At 64.4% G+C, this 17228-nt stretch carries 15 protein-coding genes; 4 read left to right on the top strand and 11 right to left on the bottom strand.

Annotated features, from left to right (window positions below; translation table 11 throughout):
• Positions 1-2 precede the first annotated feature (2 nt).
• Positions 3-2000 (bottom strand): S9 family peptidase, encoded by a 1998-nt coding sequence (locus tag ACZY1F_RS08810; protein WP_463941360.1) that lies wholly within the window; start codon positions 1998-2000, stop codon positions 3-5.
• A 97-nt stretch (positions 2001-2097) separates the two neighbouring features.
• On the opposite strand from ACZY1F_RS08810, the gene ACZY1F_RS08805 reads away from it, so the two are divergent.
• The 4 genes from ACZY1F_RS08805 (at position 2098) to ACZY1F_RS08790 (ending at position 5130) form a co-directional block, all read left to right on the top strand.
• Complete coding sequence (locus ACZY1F_RS08805; RefSeq protein WP_463941359.1) at positions 2098-2985, top strand: putative RNA methyltransferase; 888 nt, start codon at positions 2098-2100, stop codon at positions 2983-2985.
• A 102-nt stretch (positions 2986-3087) separates the two neighbouring features.
• Complete coding sequence (locus tag ACZY1F_RS08800) at positions 3088-3552, top strand: NfeD family protein (protein ID WP_463914393.1); 465 nt, start codon at positions 3088-3090, stop codon at positions 3550-3552.
• Positions 3553-3584: 32 nt separating this feature from the next.
• The gene (locus tag ACZY1F_RS08795; protein ID WP_463941358.1) at positions 3585-4535 is read left to right on the top strand and encodes an SPFH domain-containing protein; all 951 of its coding nucleotides are present in this window, start codon (positions 3585-3587) and stop codon (positions 4533-4535) included.
• Between the two features lie 247 nt (positions 4536-4782).
• Positions 4783-5130, top strand: coding sequence for an RNA polymerase-binding protein RbpA (locus ACZY1F_RS08790; RefSeq protein WP_056627246.1), 348 nt, complete (start codon positions 4783-4785; stop codon positions 5128-5130).
• Positions 5131-5256: 126 nt separating this feature from the next.
• Here the strand turns inward: ACZY1F_RS08790 and ACZY1F_RS08785 are convergent, their stop codons facing one another.
• From ACZY1F_RS08785 to pafA, 10 genes are all read right to left on the bottom strand, one after another.
• A complete protein-coding gene (locus tag ACZY1F_RS08785) occupies positions 5257-6000 on the bottom strand; it encodes a polyprenol monophosphomannose synthase (RefSeq protein WP_463941357.1) in 744 nt (247 codons plus the stop codon).
• 117 nt (positions 6001-6117) lie between these two features.
• Positions 6118-7773, bottom strand: a complete 1656-nt coding sequence (locus tag ACZY1F_RS08780; RefSeq protein WP_463941356.1) for an amidohydrolase — start codon at positions 7771-7773, stop codon at positions 6118-6120.
• Between the two features lie 63 nt (positions 7774-7836).
• A complete protein-coding gene (locus ACZY1F_RS08775) occupies positions 7837-10746 on the bottom strand; it encodes a DEAD/DEAH box helicase (protein WP_463941355.1) in 2910 nt (969 codons plus the stop codon).
• A 24-nt stretch (positions 10747-10770) separates the two neighbouring features.
• Positions 10771-11565: a twin-arginine translocase subunit TatC gene (gene tatC / locus ACZY1F_RS08770; protein ID WP_463914383.1), complete on the bottom strand. Its 795-nt coding sequence runs from the start codon at positions 11563-11565 to the stop codon at positions 10771-10773.
• Between the two features lie 48 nt (positions 11566-11613).
• Positions 11614-11889 (bottom strand): Sec-independent protein translocase subunit TatA, encoded by a 276-nt coding sequence (gene tatA, locus ACZY1F_RS08765; protein WP_056340008.1) that lies wholly within the window; start codon positions 11887-11889, stop codon positions 11614-11616.
• Positions 11890-11921: 32 nt separating this feature from the next.
• On the bottom strand, positions 11922-12275 hold the full coding sequence (locus tag ACZY1F_RS08760) for a hypothetical protein (RefSeq protein WP_463941354.1): 354 nt from the start codon (positions 12273-12275) through the stop codon (positions 11922-11924).
• A gap of 10 nt (positions 12276-12285) precedes the next feature.
• Positions 12286-14271 carry a helix-turn-helix transcriptional regulator gene (locus ACZY1F_RS08755; RefSeq protein ID WP_463941353.1) on the bottom strand — a complete coding sequence of 662 codons (1986 nt, stop codon included), beginning with the start codon at positions 14269-14271 and terminating at the stop codon, positions 12286-12288.
• A gap of 105 nt (positions 14272-14376) precedes the next feature.
• Positions 14377-14772, bottom strand: a complete 396-nt coding sequence (locus tag ACZY1F_RS08750; protein ID WP_056340002.1) for an FKBP-type peptidyl-prolyl cis-trans isomerase — start codon at positions 14770-14772, stop codon at positions 14377-14379.
• 39 nt (positions 14773-14811) lie between these two features.
• Positions 14812-15753, bottom strand: a complete 942-nt coding sequence (locus ACZY1F_RS08745; protein WP_463941352.1) for an FKBP-type peptidyl-prolyl cis-trans isomerase — start codon at positions 15751-15753, stop codon at positions 14812-14814.
• A 110-nt stretch (positions 15754-15863) separates the two neighbouring features.
• The gene (gene pafA / locus ACZY1F_RS08740) at positions 15864-17228 is read right to left on the bottom strand and encodes a Pup--protein ligase (RefSeq protein ID WP_463941351.1); all 1365 of its coding nucleotides are present in this window, start codon (positions 17226-17228) and stop codon (positions 15864-15866) included.

The following is a 17228-nucleotide window of genomic DNA, read 5'->3' as shown; positions in this document are numbered from 1 at the left end:
CGTCACTCCAGCGGTATGGTTGCCGGATTTGCTTCGGTCGGGAGGAGCCGGCCCCACCAGCGCAGGATGTGCTCGAATCTCTGGCGCCGGTGCTGTGGCCTGCCTGAGCGGGAAAGTTCATGGTCCTCACCCGGGAATATCAGCAGCTGGGCTTCCACACCGCGCCGCTTCAGTGCTGTGAAGTACCGCTGGCCCTGCTCCAGCGGACACCTCAGATCGTTTTCGCTATGGATGACCAGAGTCGGAGTCTGCACGTTGCCGACGTGTTCGAGAGGGCTTTGCGCGGCGACCTCGACGGTTGAGCTGCCGAGATATTCGCTGCCGAAGTACCAGCCAGTGTCGGCCGATCCCTCGAAGCTGACCGGGTCCAGGAATCCGCGCTCCACAATGGCACCCTTGAACCTGTGGTGGTGCGCTATGGTCCAGGCGGTCAGGTATCCGCCGTACGAGCCGCCCATGATGCCCAGCCGGTCGGCGTCCAACGCCGGAAATTTGGCCAGGGCGCCGTCCAGGAACGCAACGACATCCTCCATGTCATCGGTGCCAAAGCGGCCCTTGATGGCCAGCCCGTGTTCCCGGCCGTAGCCTGCAGAGCCGCGTGGGTTGCACATCAACACGGCGTACCCGGCAGCCGCGTAGACCTGGGCTTCGTCGAACAGGGCGACCGTGAACTGGGCGAAGGGCCCACCATGGATGTTCAAGAGAACCGGATGCGGCCCCTTTCCTGAGGGCCCCACCAGCCAGCCATGAACGGGATACCCATCGGACGCTTCAACCGTCACTTCCTGTGGAACCACAATGTCCGTCTGCGTCCGCAGGATGGAAGAAAAGTCTGTCAGCAGCCGTAACTGCCCGTCGTCGAGCACTGCAACATCCCCATGGGTGGACGGATCGCTGAATACAACGAGCAGCGAACCCCCCGCCCAGGCAGCCCCCGTCACCACCTTGTCACCGTGCACCAGCAGGGCATGCCCGCCCGTCGCCCCCAGCTCGAGGAGCTCAACAGTGCCCTGCGCAACGTTCAGTACCAGGGCCCGGTCCGGGCCGCGGAGCTCAATCCGGGCACCCGGGGCTGCCACGTCCATCAGATCAGGGTCAGTCAGCGCAACCGGCACGCCGCCGTCAGCCGCCACACAGAACAACACCGCGTTGCGTGCCACAAAGTCCCGGCCCGAGCTCCCCAGGTCCCGGGCAATATAGAACAGCCATTTGCCGTCCCGGGAATTCCGTACGTCCGTGACGCTCTGAGGTGCGGCTGCTCCCTGATCCACCGGGACAGGGTCGCCGCCGGCGATCGGCACCTTGAAAATCAAGGTGGCCAAGTCGTCGTCGTTCTCCGGCGGTGCCGCCACAAAGTAGACGGCTGATCCGTCCGCACTGAAAACCCCGCAGGTGGCGTCCGTGGCGAGCGACGTCAACTGCCGGGTTTCCGGCAGCGAGGTAGCAGCCGGGGCCGTCTGCGGCTCGCCGCCAAGTTCCGGGACATCCACGATGAACAGCTGCTGTGGCTTGTCGCGCGTGTAGCCCACGCCGTTCAGCCTGTACTGGTACGAGGAGATCAGCCGTGGTTCCTCCGCCTCCGCGGTGAGGGCCTCGCTGCTGCCGTAACGCCCGGCGTCGGGTTCGCGGGAGCTGAAGACTATCCGAAGCGAATCCGGAGACCACGCGAAGGACTCCACTCCGAGCAGCCTGTCGGTTATGACCTGGGGTTCCCCGCCGCCGGCCGCCACCACAACGAGCTGCGCTTTCGACGACGGTCCGCCCCTCCGGAGGAAGGCGAGGACCAGCCCGTCAGGAGAGAAGGCAGGAGCGGTGTCCCGAAAGCCCCGGGTAATTCGCCGCGGCAGCTGTTCCTGGTTCAGCGGGACGTTCCACAGCTGCCCCACGTAGGAATCAGTGTTGAAATCCGGCCTGGTAACCGACACAACAGCACGGCTGCCGTCCGGGTGAACGGCCGGCGCGGAGACGGAATTGAGCAGCGGGAGGTGTTCTGGCTTCACCCACGTGAGCCTAACGTGCAGCTTTCCCCCAGGCGAACACCCACTGAAAGCTGGCGCGGCCGCCACCCTGGACCGCGCCCCGCCTAAGATGGTCCGTATGCCATCAAGCCCCCGCCCTCCGCTGCGCTGCCCGCTGTGCGGCGCAGCACTGAATGCCCAGGACGGTGCTGCTGTCGCAGCCCACAAGGCCCTGGTCTGCGGATCCGGGCACAGCTTCGATGCGGCGAAGCAGGGCTACTTCAACCTGCTGGTGGGTAAGGGGACAGTCTTCGAAGCCGACACCGCCGAGATGGTGGCGGCCCGCTACGCGTTCCTCGACGGCGGGCACTACCGTCCCCTGGCGGACGCCGTCGCCGCCGCCGTCGTGCCCGGGATATCCCCCGGCGAACCATTCACAGTCCTGGACTCGGGCACGGGGACAGGCCACTATCTCAGGGTGGTGCTGGATGAGGTGCAGCGGACTACGGACAGTTGCACCGCCGTCGCGCTCGACATCTCCAAGTTTGCACTTCGGCGCGCCGCGCGCCTCAACCCCGAGGCCATCAGCCTCGCCTGCGATGTGTGGCAGCCGCTTCCGGTGGCCGACGCCGCCGTCGACGCCATTACGGTGATCTTCGCTCCGCGCAATGCCGCCGAATTTGCCAGGGTCCTCCGCCCTGGCGGGCGCCTGGTGGTGGTGACGCCGCGCGCAGGGCACCTGGCCGCTATCGCCGTCCAGGCAGGGATGCTGTCCATCGAGGACGACAAGGACGCGCGGCTGGCAGAATCCCTCTCGCCGCACTTCGTCGCCGAGTCCACCCGGGACCTGGATGTCCGGCTGATGCTGACGCCCAGCGAGCTGGCTGACCTGGCCTTTATGGGTCCGGCCGGGCACCATCTGGACCGCACAGCCATTGCCGCCAAGATCGGCGGTGGCGAGGTGTCCCCGCAGGTGGAGGCACGGTTCCGGATCAGCGTCTTCCGCCTCGCACCGGCGGCACAGTAACGACTTGAACACGTTCAATCGCTGCCCTGCACACAACCTGCCGTCCTGCTTTGCAGCGGACTAGGATAAATAGACAGCTACCGGAAGGTCAAGGGGGACGGAATGTTTGAATGGCTCGGCGAAAACTGGTGGGCCCTGTGGCTCACAGCCTTCCTCGCGTTCGCAGTGATCGAAATGATCACCCTTGACCTGTTCTTCATTATGCTCGGCGGCGGAACACTTGCGGCGCTCGTCGCAGATTTCGCCGGCGCTGACCTGTGGCTGCAGATCGTGGTGTTCTGCGTCGTCTCACTGCTGATGATCGCCTTTGTCCGCCCGGTTGCACTAAGCCACCTGAAAAAGGGACCCGCCGACCAGCGCACCAACATAGACCGGCTCATCGGCGAGCAGGCCCTTGTGATGGAATCAGTCAGCTCCACCGGCGGCCTCGTCAAGATCGGGGGCGATGTCTGGAGTGCCAGGTCCTCCGGCGGCGTCCTGCCTGCCGGCCAGAAAGCAGTGGTCTCCGCCATCGACGGCGCCACAGCAGTTGTCTCCGCACCGCCGGAGCAGTCCACACAGTCCTGAGTACAGCCTAACAATTGGGGAATAGGAGTCGTATGGATAACGCTGGAGGAGCCGCCTTGGCCATTGTGCTGGTGGTCCTGATCGTGTTCGTGATTATTGTCTTGGTCCGCTCAGTGCGGATCATCCCGCAGGCGAGGGCCGGTGTCGTTGAACGGCTCGGCAAATACCAGCGGACCCTCAACCCGGGACTCACCATCCTGATCCCGTTTGTGGACCGGCTCCTGCCGCTCCTGGACCTGAGGGAGCAGGTGGTGTCCTTTCCACCGCAGCCGGTCATCACCGAAGACAACCTGGTGGTGTCCATCGACACCGTGGTGTACTTCCAGGTCACTGACCCGCGCGCCGCCACGTATGAAATTGCCAACTACATCCAGGCCGTCGAACAGCTCACCACTACCACCCTGCGCAACGTCGTGGGCGGCCTGAACCTGGAAGAGGCGCTCACGTCCCGCGACCAGATCAACGGCCAGCTGCGCGGCGTACTGGACGAGGCAACCGGCCGCTGGGGCATCCGCGTCTCGCGCGTGGAACTCAAGGCCATCGACCCGCCCCACTCCATCCAGGACTCGATGGAGAAGCAGATGCGGGCCGAGCGCGACCGCCGCGCTGCGATCCTCACCGCCGAAGGCACCAAGCAGTCCGCCATCCTCACGGCCGAGGGCCAGCGGCAAGCATCGATCCTTGCGGCCGAGGGCGACGCCAAGGCAGCCATCCTCCGTGCAGACGGTGAGGCACAGGCCATCCAGAAGGTCTTCGATGCCATCCACAAGGGCAACCCCGACCAGAAGCTGTTGGCCTACCAGTACCTCCAGACGCTTCCGAAGATCGCCGAAGGCTCATCGAACAAGCTCTGGATCATTCCCAGCGAAATTGGTGAGGCACTCAAGGGCATCGGCCAGGCACTTGGCGGAACCAATCCTGACCCTGGCGCCGGCGGCAGCGGGCTGTTCGACGAGGAACCCGCCAGACAGCCTGGGTCCTGATCCGGACGGCTTCACGCAGGCCGGGAGGGGATCCGCGATTCGTCGCGGGTCCCCTCCCGTTTTGCGGCTTGGCCCCACGCCGGTATAATTGAGTATTTGTCCGGTGGGACCAGATCCGCTGGAACAAGAATGCTTCGCAATGCGTTGAATCATATGATGCAGCACAGTGCACACAGTAGTCCGGGGCGGTTATGCCGCACCGGCTTGCGTGGAGTCCTGCTCCGCGAACCGACCAGAGGGAGAAAACATGAGCGATCGCAGCCTGCGGGGTATGCGCCTTGGCGCGCAGAGCATGGAGACCGAGTCCGGCGTTGAGCCGGCTCCGCGCCAGCGTGTCGAATACCGGTGCGAGGACGGCGAGCAGGTCTTCGTGACGTTCTCTTCAGAGGCTGAAATTCCTCCTGTGTGGGTTTCAAAGACCGGCAAGGAAGCGCTCCTCGTTGACGGCGAACGTCCGGACACCAGCAATGAAAAGGCTGTTCGAACCCACTGGGACATGCTCCTGGAGCGCCGTTCCCTTCCGGAACTGGAGCAGATCCTCGAGGACCGGCTGACCATCCTGCGCGAACGCCGTGGCGAACGGCGCACTGCCTGACCCAGCGGCCCACGGAGGTCACAGCGTCATGTTTGACGCGAGCTGAATGATTGAGAAAGGGCCGGCCCGGCAACGTGATCACGTTGCCGGGCCGGCCCTTATCCTTTGTCCCAAGGGCGGTGCAGGTCAGCCCTGTTCCGGATCCTTCTTACCTGTGAGCTTGTTCCAGCGTGCCTGCAGGCCCCACCTGGTGACGTTGATCATGGCCTCAACAACAATGTTGCCGCTCATCTTTGAGGCTCCGAGCTCGCGCTCCACGAAAGTGATGGGGCGTTCCTCGATCCGGAGGCCCAGCTTGGCTACACGCCACGCCAGGTCAACCTGGAAGCCGTAGCCCACTGAATCGACTAGGTCGAGGTTCAATTTTTTTAGCGTGGTTCGCCGGAAGGCGCGGTAGCCGCCGGTGACGTCCTTGATCGTCAGGCCCAGCATCAGACGGGCGTAGGTGCTGCCAACGCGTGAAATCGCCTGCCGGTACAGCGGCCAATTGACCACGCTGCCACCGGGAACCCAGCGGGATCCCATGGCAAGGTCCGCTCCCTGTTCAACGGCTTCCAGCAGCTGGGGAAGCTGTTCGGGCTGGTGTGAGCCGTCCGCATCCATTTCCACCAGAACGTCGTAGCCGGCCTCAAGCCCCCATTTGAACCCGGCGATGTAGGCGGCTCCCAGGCCTGCCTTGCCTGTGCGGTGCAGGACGTGAACCTGTGAATCCTCGGCGGCAAAGCCGTCCGCAAGCTGCCCGGTGCCGTCCGGGCTGTTGTCGTCCACCACAAGAACGTCGGAGGCCGGTACGGCTGCACGCAGGCGTTGAAGAGTCTTGGGCAGCGATTCCAGCTCGTTGTAAGTAGGAATGATGGTGAGGACGCGCACAAAGGGCCTTCCTGGACGGGAGCGGTCGGAGCGGCTGAACGGCAGCGTAACAGCTGGCGGTCAGGCGCAACTACCTATTATAGGGCGGTTTATTGGGGCCTTGGCCGGAGTGTGCGGTCAGGACCGCAGTGCCGGACTGGAAAACAGCTCCGCGCCGTCCTTCACCGTCTGCAGGCACACCGGGTCCGCGCCGGTGTCCAGGGCAGGGAGAAGAGGCGTGCGGGCCCGCGGATCCGTGCTCCAGGACTGGACACGTCCGTCCGCCACCTGGACCATGAGCTCCTCAACCTCCCAGACGGCGAAACTTGCTGGTGCGCCGGGAACCAGTTGCCCGGCCATAGGATTGTGGTACTTAGCTGCCCGCCACCCCGCCCGGGTGTGACCAAGGAATGCTGCCCGAGCCGAGATCCGTTCAGCGTGGTTGTGGTGTTCCAGGCAGGCCCGGACGCTGGCCCACGGGCGGAGCGGTGTCACCGGGCTGTCGCTGCCGAAGCTGATAGGGACACCGGCAGCGTAGAACGAGGCAAACGGGTTCATGGACCGGCTCCGGCTCCCCAGGCGCTGCGCATACATCCCGCCGTCGCTTCCCCAGGCAGCGTCGAAGCCTGGCTGGGCGCTGACGCTGACGGCGTAGCGGGCAAGCTGTTGTACGGCGTCCGCGTCGGCCAGTTCTACATGCTCGAAGCGGTGGCCGGCGGCACGGACCCGCTGCTCCCCGACTTCGGCGGCCGCGAGTTCCAGCGCCTCCAGCGCGGCGTCAAGTCCCGCGTCGCCGATGACGTGGAAGCCGCCCTGAATGCCCAGCAGCGAGCAGGCCGCCAGGTGGGCGCCGGCCTGCTCGGCCGAGACGTACAGGTTGCCCCGCTCCCCCGCCGAGTCGCTGTAGCCGGCCCTCAGGGCCGCTGTCCTGGAGCCGATGGAACCGTCAATGTTCAGGTCGCCTGCAAGGCCGCGCACAGATACCCCCAGGGAGTCCAGCAGCGTCTGGGCCTGCTCCTCCGAGGTGGCCAGTTCGCCCCAGTACGGCAGGATTTCCGGCATGGCAGCGCCGGAGGCTGTGTTCCATGTGGCGGCCAGGCGGAGGTCGGAAACTCCGCCGATATGCGGTGCGGCCATCTCCGCCAATGCCACGTAACCGTTTTCGGCAGCTTCGGTCAGGGCACGCCGCTGGTACTCCAGGAGGCTGGCCTCCGGGAGCCGTCGTGCTTCCTGGCGGGCCGCCGTGTGGGCGGCCCGCTTCACTTGTGAACCTGTGGTGTAGCCGTCGAGGCCGCCAAGCCCGGCGGCGGCAGCCAGGGAGGATGAGACCAGCGCCGAATGCGCATCCACCCTGGCCAGGAACACTGACCTGCCGCCCGCCGCCCGTTCAATTTCCTCGGCCGCCGGCAGGGCAGGGTCCTCCCACGTGGATTCATCCCAGCCATGACCCAGCAGGGGGCCGTCGCCCTTGGCTGCGGCCACGGCATCGAGTAATTGCCGGGCGGAGCGGATCCCGCCCAGCTGGAGGGAACCCAGTGCGATGCCGGTTTCGGTGAGGTGGACGTGCGAGTCCACAAACCCCGGGGCGACAAGGGCCCCATGGAGGTCGATGATTTCCATGGAGCTGTCGGCAATGGAGGAGGCAGCCTGCTCGGAGCCGACCCAGGCAATGGTGTCGCCGTCAACCAGCATGGCGGTGGCGAAGGGGTCCGCTGCTGTGTAGACCGAGCCGTTGCGGTAGAGGACCACCTTCCGCTCGTGCGGTGCGTGCGTGGTGGAACGTTCAGTGGTCATGCGGGCGAAGCTCCTGGGGCTAGGGGAAAGAAGTCGGGGTGCCGGTGCGTCAGGGCGGGTTCATCAAAGTACGGAGGAGTACGCTACGACGCCGCGGCGGATGAGCGAAATTGCTTCTGCGCAAAGCCTGGACACGCGCGGATCCAGGCCGGGAATCTTGGCGAGCTGGTCCAGGAGGTCGATGACCTGTTTGACCCAGCGGACAAAATCGCCGGCCGCCAGATCGGTGCCGTTGAGCACTTCCTGCAGGTGCCGTCCCTTGGCCCATTTGTACATGGGCCAGACGAGACCCAGCTCGGGTTCAGCAGTCAGCGGCAGCTTGTTGGCCTCTTCCACGTCTTCCAGGGCCGACCATTCCCGGATCACCACATCCACGGACGATTCAAGGGAGACGCTGGGCATCCGCGGGCGGAGGCCTCTGTCCTCGCGTTTTGCCTGGTAGACCAGGACGCTGGCCAGGGTTGCTACTTCGACGGCGTCCAGGTCGTTCAGTGCGCCCAGCCGCAGTGCTTGCGAAATCAGCAGGTCCTTCTCGCCATAGATCCGTCGGAGCCGCTGGCCGTCCGGGCTGATGGCCAGCCGACCGTCAGCTCCCGCTTCCAGGTAGCCGTAGGCGGAAAGGACGTCGCAGACACGATCGAATGTTTTGGCAATGGTGTTGGTCCGGCCCTGGATCTGCCGCACCAGGGCGTCCGTCTCCCGGCGCAGCTTCCACCACCGCTCGGACCAGCGCGCGTGGTCTTCACGCTCACTGCAGCCGTGGCAGGGGTGGGCGCGGAGGGCCCTGCGAAGCTCCGTGATGCGTTTCTCCTGATGGGGCAATACGGATCCCAGGCCAAAGTCGGTGCTGCGGCCGGGTGCCGGCGGGCGGTTCTCCCGCAGCGCATTACGGGCCGACGATGCGAGGTCGCGCCGTGATTTGGGAACCTTTGCGTTGAACGACTTCGGGATCCGGATCCGCGTCAGGGGCGCGATGGGGCCCTCTAGGTCCTCGGTGCCGATTCGCCTGAGCTGGTTGTCAAGCGTGAGGATGGCGGGCCGTGGTTCCCTGCCGCTGTGGTCCGAGCTCAGCACAATCGCTGGCCCGGGAGCCCGCCCTCCCGGCACGTCAACCACGTCGCCGGGCATCAGCCGCGCCAGCGAGTCTTCATTCAGGGACTTGTGGGCCCGGGACTTGCTGCGGGAGGTGACATTCTCGGCGTCGGACAGTTCACGGCGCAACCGGGCATATTCGGCGAAGTCTCCGAGGTGGCAGTTCATGGACTTGGCGTATCCGGCGAGGGACTCCTCGCGGCTGCGCACCTGCTTGGCAAGTCCCACAACGGACCGGTCCGCCTGGAACTGCGCGAAGGAGGATTCAAGGATTTCCCGCGCACGGGCACGGCCAAACTGTGCCAACAAGTTGATGCTCATGTTGTACGTCGGCCGGAAGCTTGAGTTCAGCGGGTAGGTACGCCGCGAGGCCAGGCCGGCAACGGCGGCAGGGTCTGTGCCCGGCTGCCAGAGGACAACCGCATGGCCTTCGACATCGATGCCGCGGCGGCCCGCGCGGCCGGTCAGCTGCGTGTACTCCCCCGCCGTGATGTCCACATGGGCTTCGCCATTGAACTTGTCGAGCTTTTCCAGGACTACGGAGCGGGCGGGCATGTTGACGCCCAGTGCCAGGGTTTCGGTGGCGAACACAGCCTTGACCAGGCCCTCAACGAAAAGCTTCTCCACTACTTCCTTGAAAGTGGGAAGCATGCCGGCATGATGGGCCGCGAAACCACGGAGCAGGCCGTCCCGCCACGTCCAGAATCCGAGGACGTCCAGGTCATCGGACGGGATGTCCTGCCCGGCCTCGTCAACGCGCTGGGCAATAATCTGCTGCTCTTTCTCCGTGGTCAGCCAGAGCCCGGAAGATACACACTGGGCAACGGCGGCGTCGCAGCCTGCCCGCGAGAAAATGAACGTAATGGCAGGAAGGAGGTCCTGCCTGTCCAGGCTCGCGATGACCTGGGGCCGGCTGGCCTTCCGGACAGCGCCGGGCTGGGCGCCCTGCCGGGGGCGCTCCTCTGTTCGTTGCCGGTGCTGCCGGCGCTGGCTCCGGCCGCCGTGGCCAAAGCGGCCGGCAAAACTTTGCTGGCCTTCGGTGCGGGCCATCCTGAGCAGGTCCGGATTGACCTCGAACCCGTGGCCATCGGCGTCTTTGGTGGCTGCGGTGAGCCGTTCCTGGACCGGTATCGGAACTCCGGTTTCAGCGTCCGCGGGCGGGGCGATCTCGTCGAAGGTGGTTTCACCGGCGAACAGGTCCACGATGTCGTGGCCCACCATGACGTGCTGCCAGAGGGGAACCGGCCGGTGTTCGGAAACGATGATGTCGGTGTCGCCGCGCACAGTATCCAGCCAGGCGCCGAATTCTTCTGCGTTGGAGACTGTGGCACTGAGTGAAGCCACCTGGACTTCACTGGGGAGGTGGATGATGACTTCCTCCCACACGGCACCACGGAAGCGGTCCGCGAGGTAGTGGACTTCGTCCATAACCACAAAGCCGAGGTCGTCCAGGGTTTCGGAGTCTGCGTAGAGCATGTTCCGGAGGACTTCCGTGGTCATGACCACCACGGGAGCGTCGCCATTAATGCTCGTGTCCCCGGTCAGGAGGCCGACGTTTTCCGCACCGTACTTTTCGGAAAGCTCGCTGAACTTCTGATTGCTCAGTGCCTTGATCGGCGTGGTGTAGAAAGCCTTAAGGTTTCGTTCCAATGCCAGATAGATGGCAAATTCGCCCACGATGGTTTTGCCGGCGCCGGTGGGTGCCGCGACCAGGACTCCTTTGCCCTCCTGGAGGGAGCGGCAGGCGAGGCGCTGGAATTCGTCAAGTTCAAAATCAAGGGTGCGGACAAACCCGCCGAGGTAGGTGCCCGCTTCGGCGGTGCGTTCCGTGCTGGCCCGGTAGCTTTCAGAGGGCGAGAGTGGCCCGGAGTTAGAGGACATGCCTCAAGCCTAGTGCGCCGCGCGCTACAGGTTCTTCAGTTCGTTGCCGGGCGTCGCGATGTCGGCTGTCGCATCCGTCTCCGCAGCCTGTTTCGCCACGCGCTTGTCACGGCGCTTGTCGTTGAAGATGCAGAGCCCGATCGCCGCGAAAAATAGAATCAACAGCGGCGCAGCAAGCAGGAACATGGACAGCGCGTCCGTGCCTGGTGCGGCAAGGGCGGCCAGTACAAAGACCAGGAAGACGATTATCCGCCAGGCCTTGAGGATGGTCCTGCCCCTGACCACGCCCGCCATATTGATGCCGACCAGGATCACGGGGACCAGGAAGGAGATCCCAAGGATAAGCAACATCTGGGTGGCGAACGTCAGGTAGTCGGTGGCCGAGATGTTGTTGGCGCCGGTCGCGGGTGTGAACTGCAACAGCGCCCTGACTACGGTGGGAAACACGAGCCAGGCGACAAAAACCCCAGCCAGGAACAGTGGCACAGCGGCCGCCATAAATCCGAGCGTGTAGCCGCGTTCCTTCTTGGTCAGCCCCGGCGTGATGAAAGCCCACACCTGATAGATCCAGACAGGACTGGAGATCACCAGCCCTATCTGGATGGCAATCTGGATCTTGAACGCAAAAGGATCTGCGATGGTCGCAAAGTTCAGGACGGCAGTGCGCCCAGTGTCCCGGGCAATGGAAATCAGCGGGTCCGACAGGTTGGTGACAACAGGGTCGTAAAGAAACCAGCCACCCACACCAGCGAGCAGGACAGCTATTGCCGATTTGATCAGCCGGTTCTTGAGCTCCTTGAGGTGGTCCCAAAGAGCCATCCGACCCTCAGGGTTGGACTTACGGCCCCGCGTCAGTGCCACTTCGGGTTAAGCGCGGGTCGACGGCGGAACGTCAGTGCCGTCGGTCGGCTCACCGGGCTTCGCCGGCGGGTGGTTAACGATCTTGCCTTCCACCGGGCCGGAAGCTGTGTCGGTGGAGTCGGTTTTGCCGTCGTTCTTCATCTCCTTGACCTCGGATTTGATGATCCGCATGGACTGGCCAAGGCTGCGCGCCATGGCAGGGAGTTTGGGCGCGGCGAAAAGCAGCAGCGCAACGACGATGATAATAACAATTGGCCACGGGCCATCAAAGAGTCTTCCCACGGGAAATCCTTTCCTCTTGCAACATCCTACGTCTAACTGAGATTGAGATCGCGAAGTGACTGGGGCTGGCCCCGGTCGCGCCTCCGCTGGATGCGCCTCTGGCGGCGGTCCTCCCGGCGGGATGACTTGGACGCGTCGTAATCATGACGCATCTGCGCCGGTGAGGCAAAAACAGCCGCACCAGGCTGAACCGATTCCGCAGTCTGTAAGCCGTCATCTACCGTGGCCGCTTCCGGTGCCAGGCGTGTCACCTTAGCCCCGGCAGCACCCAGGTCCTTCATCACCCTCATGAATTGGCGGTACAGCCGGATGCCCAGAAGGACATAAAAGAGCAAGGAAAGCGCAATAAGCGCAATCCAGATCAGGATCCAGGACCACCAAGGCATGCTGACGAGTCTAGCCGTCGTACCGGGCCAGGGCCGCCTCGATCCAATCCAGCGCCGCCGCCCCAAGCTCGGATGGTTCGAGAATCTTGGCGGCCCCGCCGTGCTGGGCCACGAACATGGGCAGCCAGGCAGTGCTCCCGAACCGTATCTCGGCAACGAGGCCGCCGTCGGGAAGAGGTGCCACACGTTCGGCGTAGTAATCATCCGCCAGGCCGGCGCCCTGCCTGGTGAGCTGCACGAGGACCGTGGTGTCGTCGTCATTGGGGGTGAACAGCTTGGCCGGGAAGCCTTCCCCGGCCCGGACCTGCGTGGACGCTGAATGTCCGTTCGGGTGGACCGTCTGGACCCTGTCCAGCCTGAAGTTCCGCAGCCCCTGGGCCGAATGGCAGTAGGCCTCGAAGTACCAGGTGTTATCCAGGGAATACAGGCGGAGCGGGTCCACGTCACGTTCTGAAACCTGGTCGCGTTGGGCTGAAAGGTATACGAGCCGCAGCTGCGACCGCTCGTGGATGGCCCCGCGGACAACCTCAAGGACGGCCGAATCAGCGGGCCCAACCTCCGGACCGGCAAGCGAACCTGCCCGGAGCCCTTCCTCCCCGGCCGCTGCCATCAGCTTGAGGGTCACGGACTCCAATGCGCCGCCCTCGGCAAGTTCCGGAAGCCCGTTGAGCGTCTCAAGCCCGGTCAGCAGCGCACAGGCCTCGTCCACGGTAAACCGGACAGGCCTTTTGAGATCCAAGTCCTGGGTGATGTAAACGTGGCCCTCTTCCCAGTGGATGTCCAGGAGGTCGTCCGGGTATCCCTCGGGAAGTCCGGAGCAGATGAGGATCCGCAGGTCACTTTCCAGCTCGCCGGGTGTGACATCAAAGCGGGCCGCGACATCCTGGATGTGGAGGCCCTGGTTGTGGACCAGGAACGGAACCAGTGCCAGCATGCGCTTGAGCTGGTCCTCTGAGGTGCGTTTGCGGACGGCGCGGCCCCGCGGTGCATCGGGAAACACATGGGCAGGGCTGGGAGCCGAACAGAAGGCGGCCGCGTTGCGCAGCCGGTGCCGCACAGCTGCAACGAGCTCTTGGGGAGCATGTGCCACAGCGTCAGGGCCATAGGAGGCTAGCTCCTCGGCCAGTACCTCAACGTCCCTGAAGTTGACCGCCAGCCGTCCGTAGCCGGCGTCGGGCGTTCCTTCACTCCCGGCGGGAACCGGTGTGGAGCGCCGGCGCAGGCCAAGGAGGCGGCCCTCCCGGACATCCACGACGGCGGTCCGGAGCGGGAGTTCCGGAAGCCGGTCCAGTTCTGCGCGGACATTGAAGTTCGGCGGGGCCGAGTACGTTTCCTTTTCCAACACCGTGACGGGGCCCGTGAACCGGGAGAGCCGGAAGTGGCGCGGTGCCTGGCGCGAGCGGTCGTAGCCGGTCAGATACCACTGGCCAAAGCGGCTGCCGAGGCCCCACGGCTCCACCATCCGTTGCTCTTCCTTACCGGTGGTGCCTGCCAGGTAAGGGAAGCTGACGGGGTGCTGGGCGTGCATGGCCGCCACCACGTCATCAAAGGCCTGGCCCGCCGGCCGGATCCGCGGCTGCACGCCAACGGGGAGTTCAACGTCGGACAGGGTGCCGGAGGCCTGGAGCTTGCGGAGCGCGTTGGCGGCGGCGGTTCCCAGGGCGGCACGCTCCCACAGCTGCGACGCCAGCAGGAGGACGGTCCACTCCCCCGGGCTGAGCTGCACATCGGGCAGCCGGTTCGATTCCTTGCCGATGCGGTAGCGGGTGGTGGCCGGGTCATCTTCGCTCCAGCCGTGGTCCGTCACGGTTTCCACATCGAAGCCGAACTGACGTAGGTCATTCTTGTCCCGCTCAAACATCCTGCCGAAGGCCACGTCGTTGCCGGACGTGTCGTGGTAGACCTTCGCCCGCAACTCTGCACGGCGCAGGCCGTATTTGGTGTTCAGGAGGGCGATCAGGAGGTTCAACAGGCGTTCAGTACGGGAGACGGACACGCTGGCTACGTTACTAAACTCCTCCGCGGAAAGCAGAAAGCGCGGCAACAACAGGAAAACAGAACCCTGATTGTTACCGCGCCTTCCGGCCCTACAATGCTTCGGTCAGCGGACGCCTACGAGGTCCACCACAAAGATCAGCGCTTCGTTGGGGCCGATGGCTCCGCCGGCGCCGCGGGAGCCGTACGCCAGTTCAGAAGGAATCTCCAGGCGACGGCGGCCGCCCACCTTCATACCCAGCAGGCCCTGGTCCCAGCCCTGGATGACCTGGCCCACGCCCACGCGGAAGTCCAGCGGGGCGCCGCGGCCCCAGGATGCGTCAAACTCTTCGCCGGTGGACCAGGCCACGCCGACGTAGTGGGTGGAGACGGTGTCGCCCTTTTTGGCCTCGGCACCGTCACCCTCGATGAGGTCGGTGATGACCAGTTCGGTGGGGACATCGCCTTGCGGGAAGTCAATTTCCGGCTTCTGGCGGTCGAAATCGCGCTGACCAAATGACATGGTTGCTCCTTTATTATTCGGGTGGGTGATGTGTTGCTGTTACTTGACGCCGAGGATGTCCACAACGAAGACAAGGTCACCCTTGGCTTCGCCCTGGCCGGCATCACCGTAGGCGAGGTCCTTGGGGACCACCAGGAGGACCCGGGAGCCCACCGTCTTTCCCGCCAGTCCCTGGGTCCAGCCCGGAATCACGCCGGTCAACGGGAAGCTGGCCGGCTCGCCGCGGTCAAAGCTTGAATCAAATTTAGTGCCGCCCACGAGGTTCACGCCAACATAGTTGACGGTCAGCGTGTCCGTTTCCTTGACTGCAGCGCCGGTGCCCTTGATCAGGTCCTGGGACACGAGTGCAGCGGGCGCAGCGATTCCGTCAACGGAGATCTCCGGTACGCCCTGGTCGTTATCCTTTACGGTCGGCAGGCCGGCCGGCGGGGTGACAGTCTCGCCTTCGGGCTTTGCGAGCGGAGGAACAGACGGCGCGACATCCTTGGTGGAAAGCACCTTGATCAGGAGAAGCTGCGTTGGCTGGGCGGGTGCGCCTTCGGCGGTTGCGGCCTGGCCGGGGATGGCCAGGGCAAGGCTCGAGCCGACCTTGGAGCCAACAAAAGCGCTGTAGATGACCGGGCTCTGGGTCTTGAGCTCCTCGTTCAGCGGCAGCGGTTCGGGCTCGCTGGGGAAAGTGTCCTCCAGCGTGGATCCGTCAGCACCGCTGAGCGCGAGGATGGAGATATTTGCGACCTGGTTCTCTTTGACCCGGTCGCCCTCACCTTCGGTGACCACCTTGATGGTGGGTTCGGTGACCTCGAGGGGCTTGGAGAACTCGACACCGGGAGCCTTCTTGTCCCCGTTGTCCGTCAGTTTCAGGGAGTCGAACTTGGCAGTGTCACCGGCAGACTGGCTGGTGGGTTCCGGTGCTGCGGGTGAACCGCCACAAGCGGTAAGCAGCAGCAGGCCGGGGATCAGGATTGCTAGGAGTCGGCGCACGTAAGAGAACTTTCGTCGGGGCAGGGTGGACGCGGTGCCGGAATCAGGCGCTCGGCACCGCTTCAAGGCCAAGGAACAGCCCTATCAAGGATAGCCCGTGAACCTGAACGTCAGCCCATAGAGTCCAGAAGGGCGTCCACCCGCTCATCGACGCTCCGGAAGGGATCCTTGCACAGGATGGTCTGGTGCGCCCGGTCGTTGAGTTTCAGGTGCACCCAGTCAACCGTGTAGTCCCTGCCCAGTTCCTGGGCGCGCCGGACGAAATCGCCCCGCAGCTTGGCCCGGGTGGATTGCGGCGGAACGTCCACGGCGTCTTTGATCACGGTGTCGTCCACGACCCGGCGAACCGCACCCCTGGACTGCAGGATGTAGTACAGCCCGCGGCTCCGGGAAATGTCATGGTAGGTGAGATCCAGCTGGGCAATCCTGGGTGCGTCCAGCCCCAGGCCGTGCCGCTGCCGGTAGTTGTCCATCAGCTTTTTCTTGATGGCCCAGTCGATTTCCGTGTCAATGGTGCTGGTGTCACCGCTTTCGATCGCGTTCAAGGTGCGTTGCCAAAGATCAAGGATGAACGGAACGTGTGGATTGTGGGCCCCGTGCTCCTGAACAAAGGCCGTGACCTTGGTGAGGTACTCCTGCTGGATCTCCAGCGCTGTGAGCTGGCGGCCGTTGGCCAGGCGGACCAGTGCCCTTCCACTGAGGTCGTGGGAAATCTCGCGGATGCTGCGGATGGGGTTTTCCATCCTCATGTCGCGCATGATCACTCCCGCCTCGATCATGCGCAGGATGAGGTCCACGGTTCCGACCTTGAGCAAGGCCGTGGTTTCAGACATGTTGGAGTCGCCCACAATGACATGGAGCCGGCGGAAGAACTCGGCGTCGGCGTGCGGTTCGTCACGGGTGTTGATGATGGGCCGTGAGCGGGTGGTGGCGGAGGATACGCCTTCCCAGATGTGGTCCGCCCGTTGGGAGAACGCATACGTGGCCCCGTGCGGAGTCTTCAGGATCTTTCCTGCCCCGGCGATCAGCTGGCGGGTCACCAGGAAGGGGATCAGGATCTCCGCGAGCCGGGAGAATTCGCCGCGGCGCGGGATCAGGTAGTTTTCATGGCTGCCGTAGGAGTTGCCGGCCGAATCGGTGTTGTTCTTGAAAAGGTAGACCGTGCCGTTGAAACCCTCCGCGGCCAGCCGTGCCTGTGCCTCGTCAACCAGGTCGTCCAGGATCAGCTCGCCAGCGCGGTCGTGCGCGATGAGCTGTGCCAGGTCGTCGCATTCGGCCGTGGCGTACTCAGGGTGTGAGCCGACGTCGAGGTACAGCCGGGAACCGTTGGTCAGGAACACGTTGGATGACCTTCCCCAGCTGACCACCTTGCGGAACAGGTAGCGGGCCACCTCTTCCGGGGCCAACGGCCTCGAATCGGGGCTCGAATACGAGATTCCGAACTCGGTCTCGATACCGAAGATTCTCTTGTCCAT

Source organism: Pseudarthrobacter xylosi, assembly GCF_055412765.1.
Note: the sequence above shows the minus strand (reverse complement) of the source record. Positions and strands in the feature narration are given on the sequence as shown.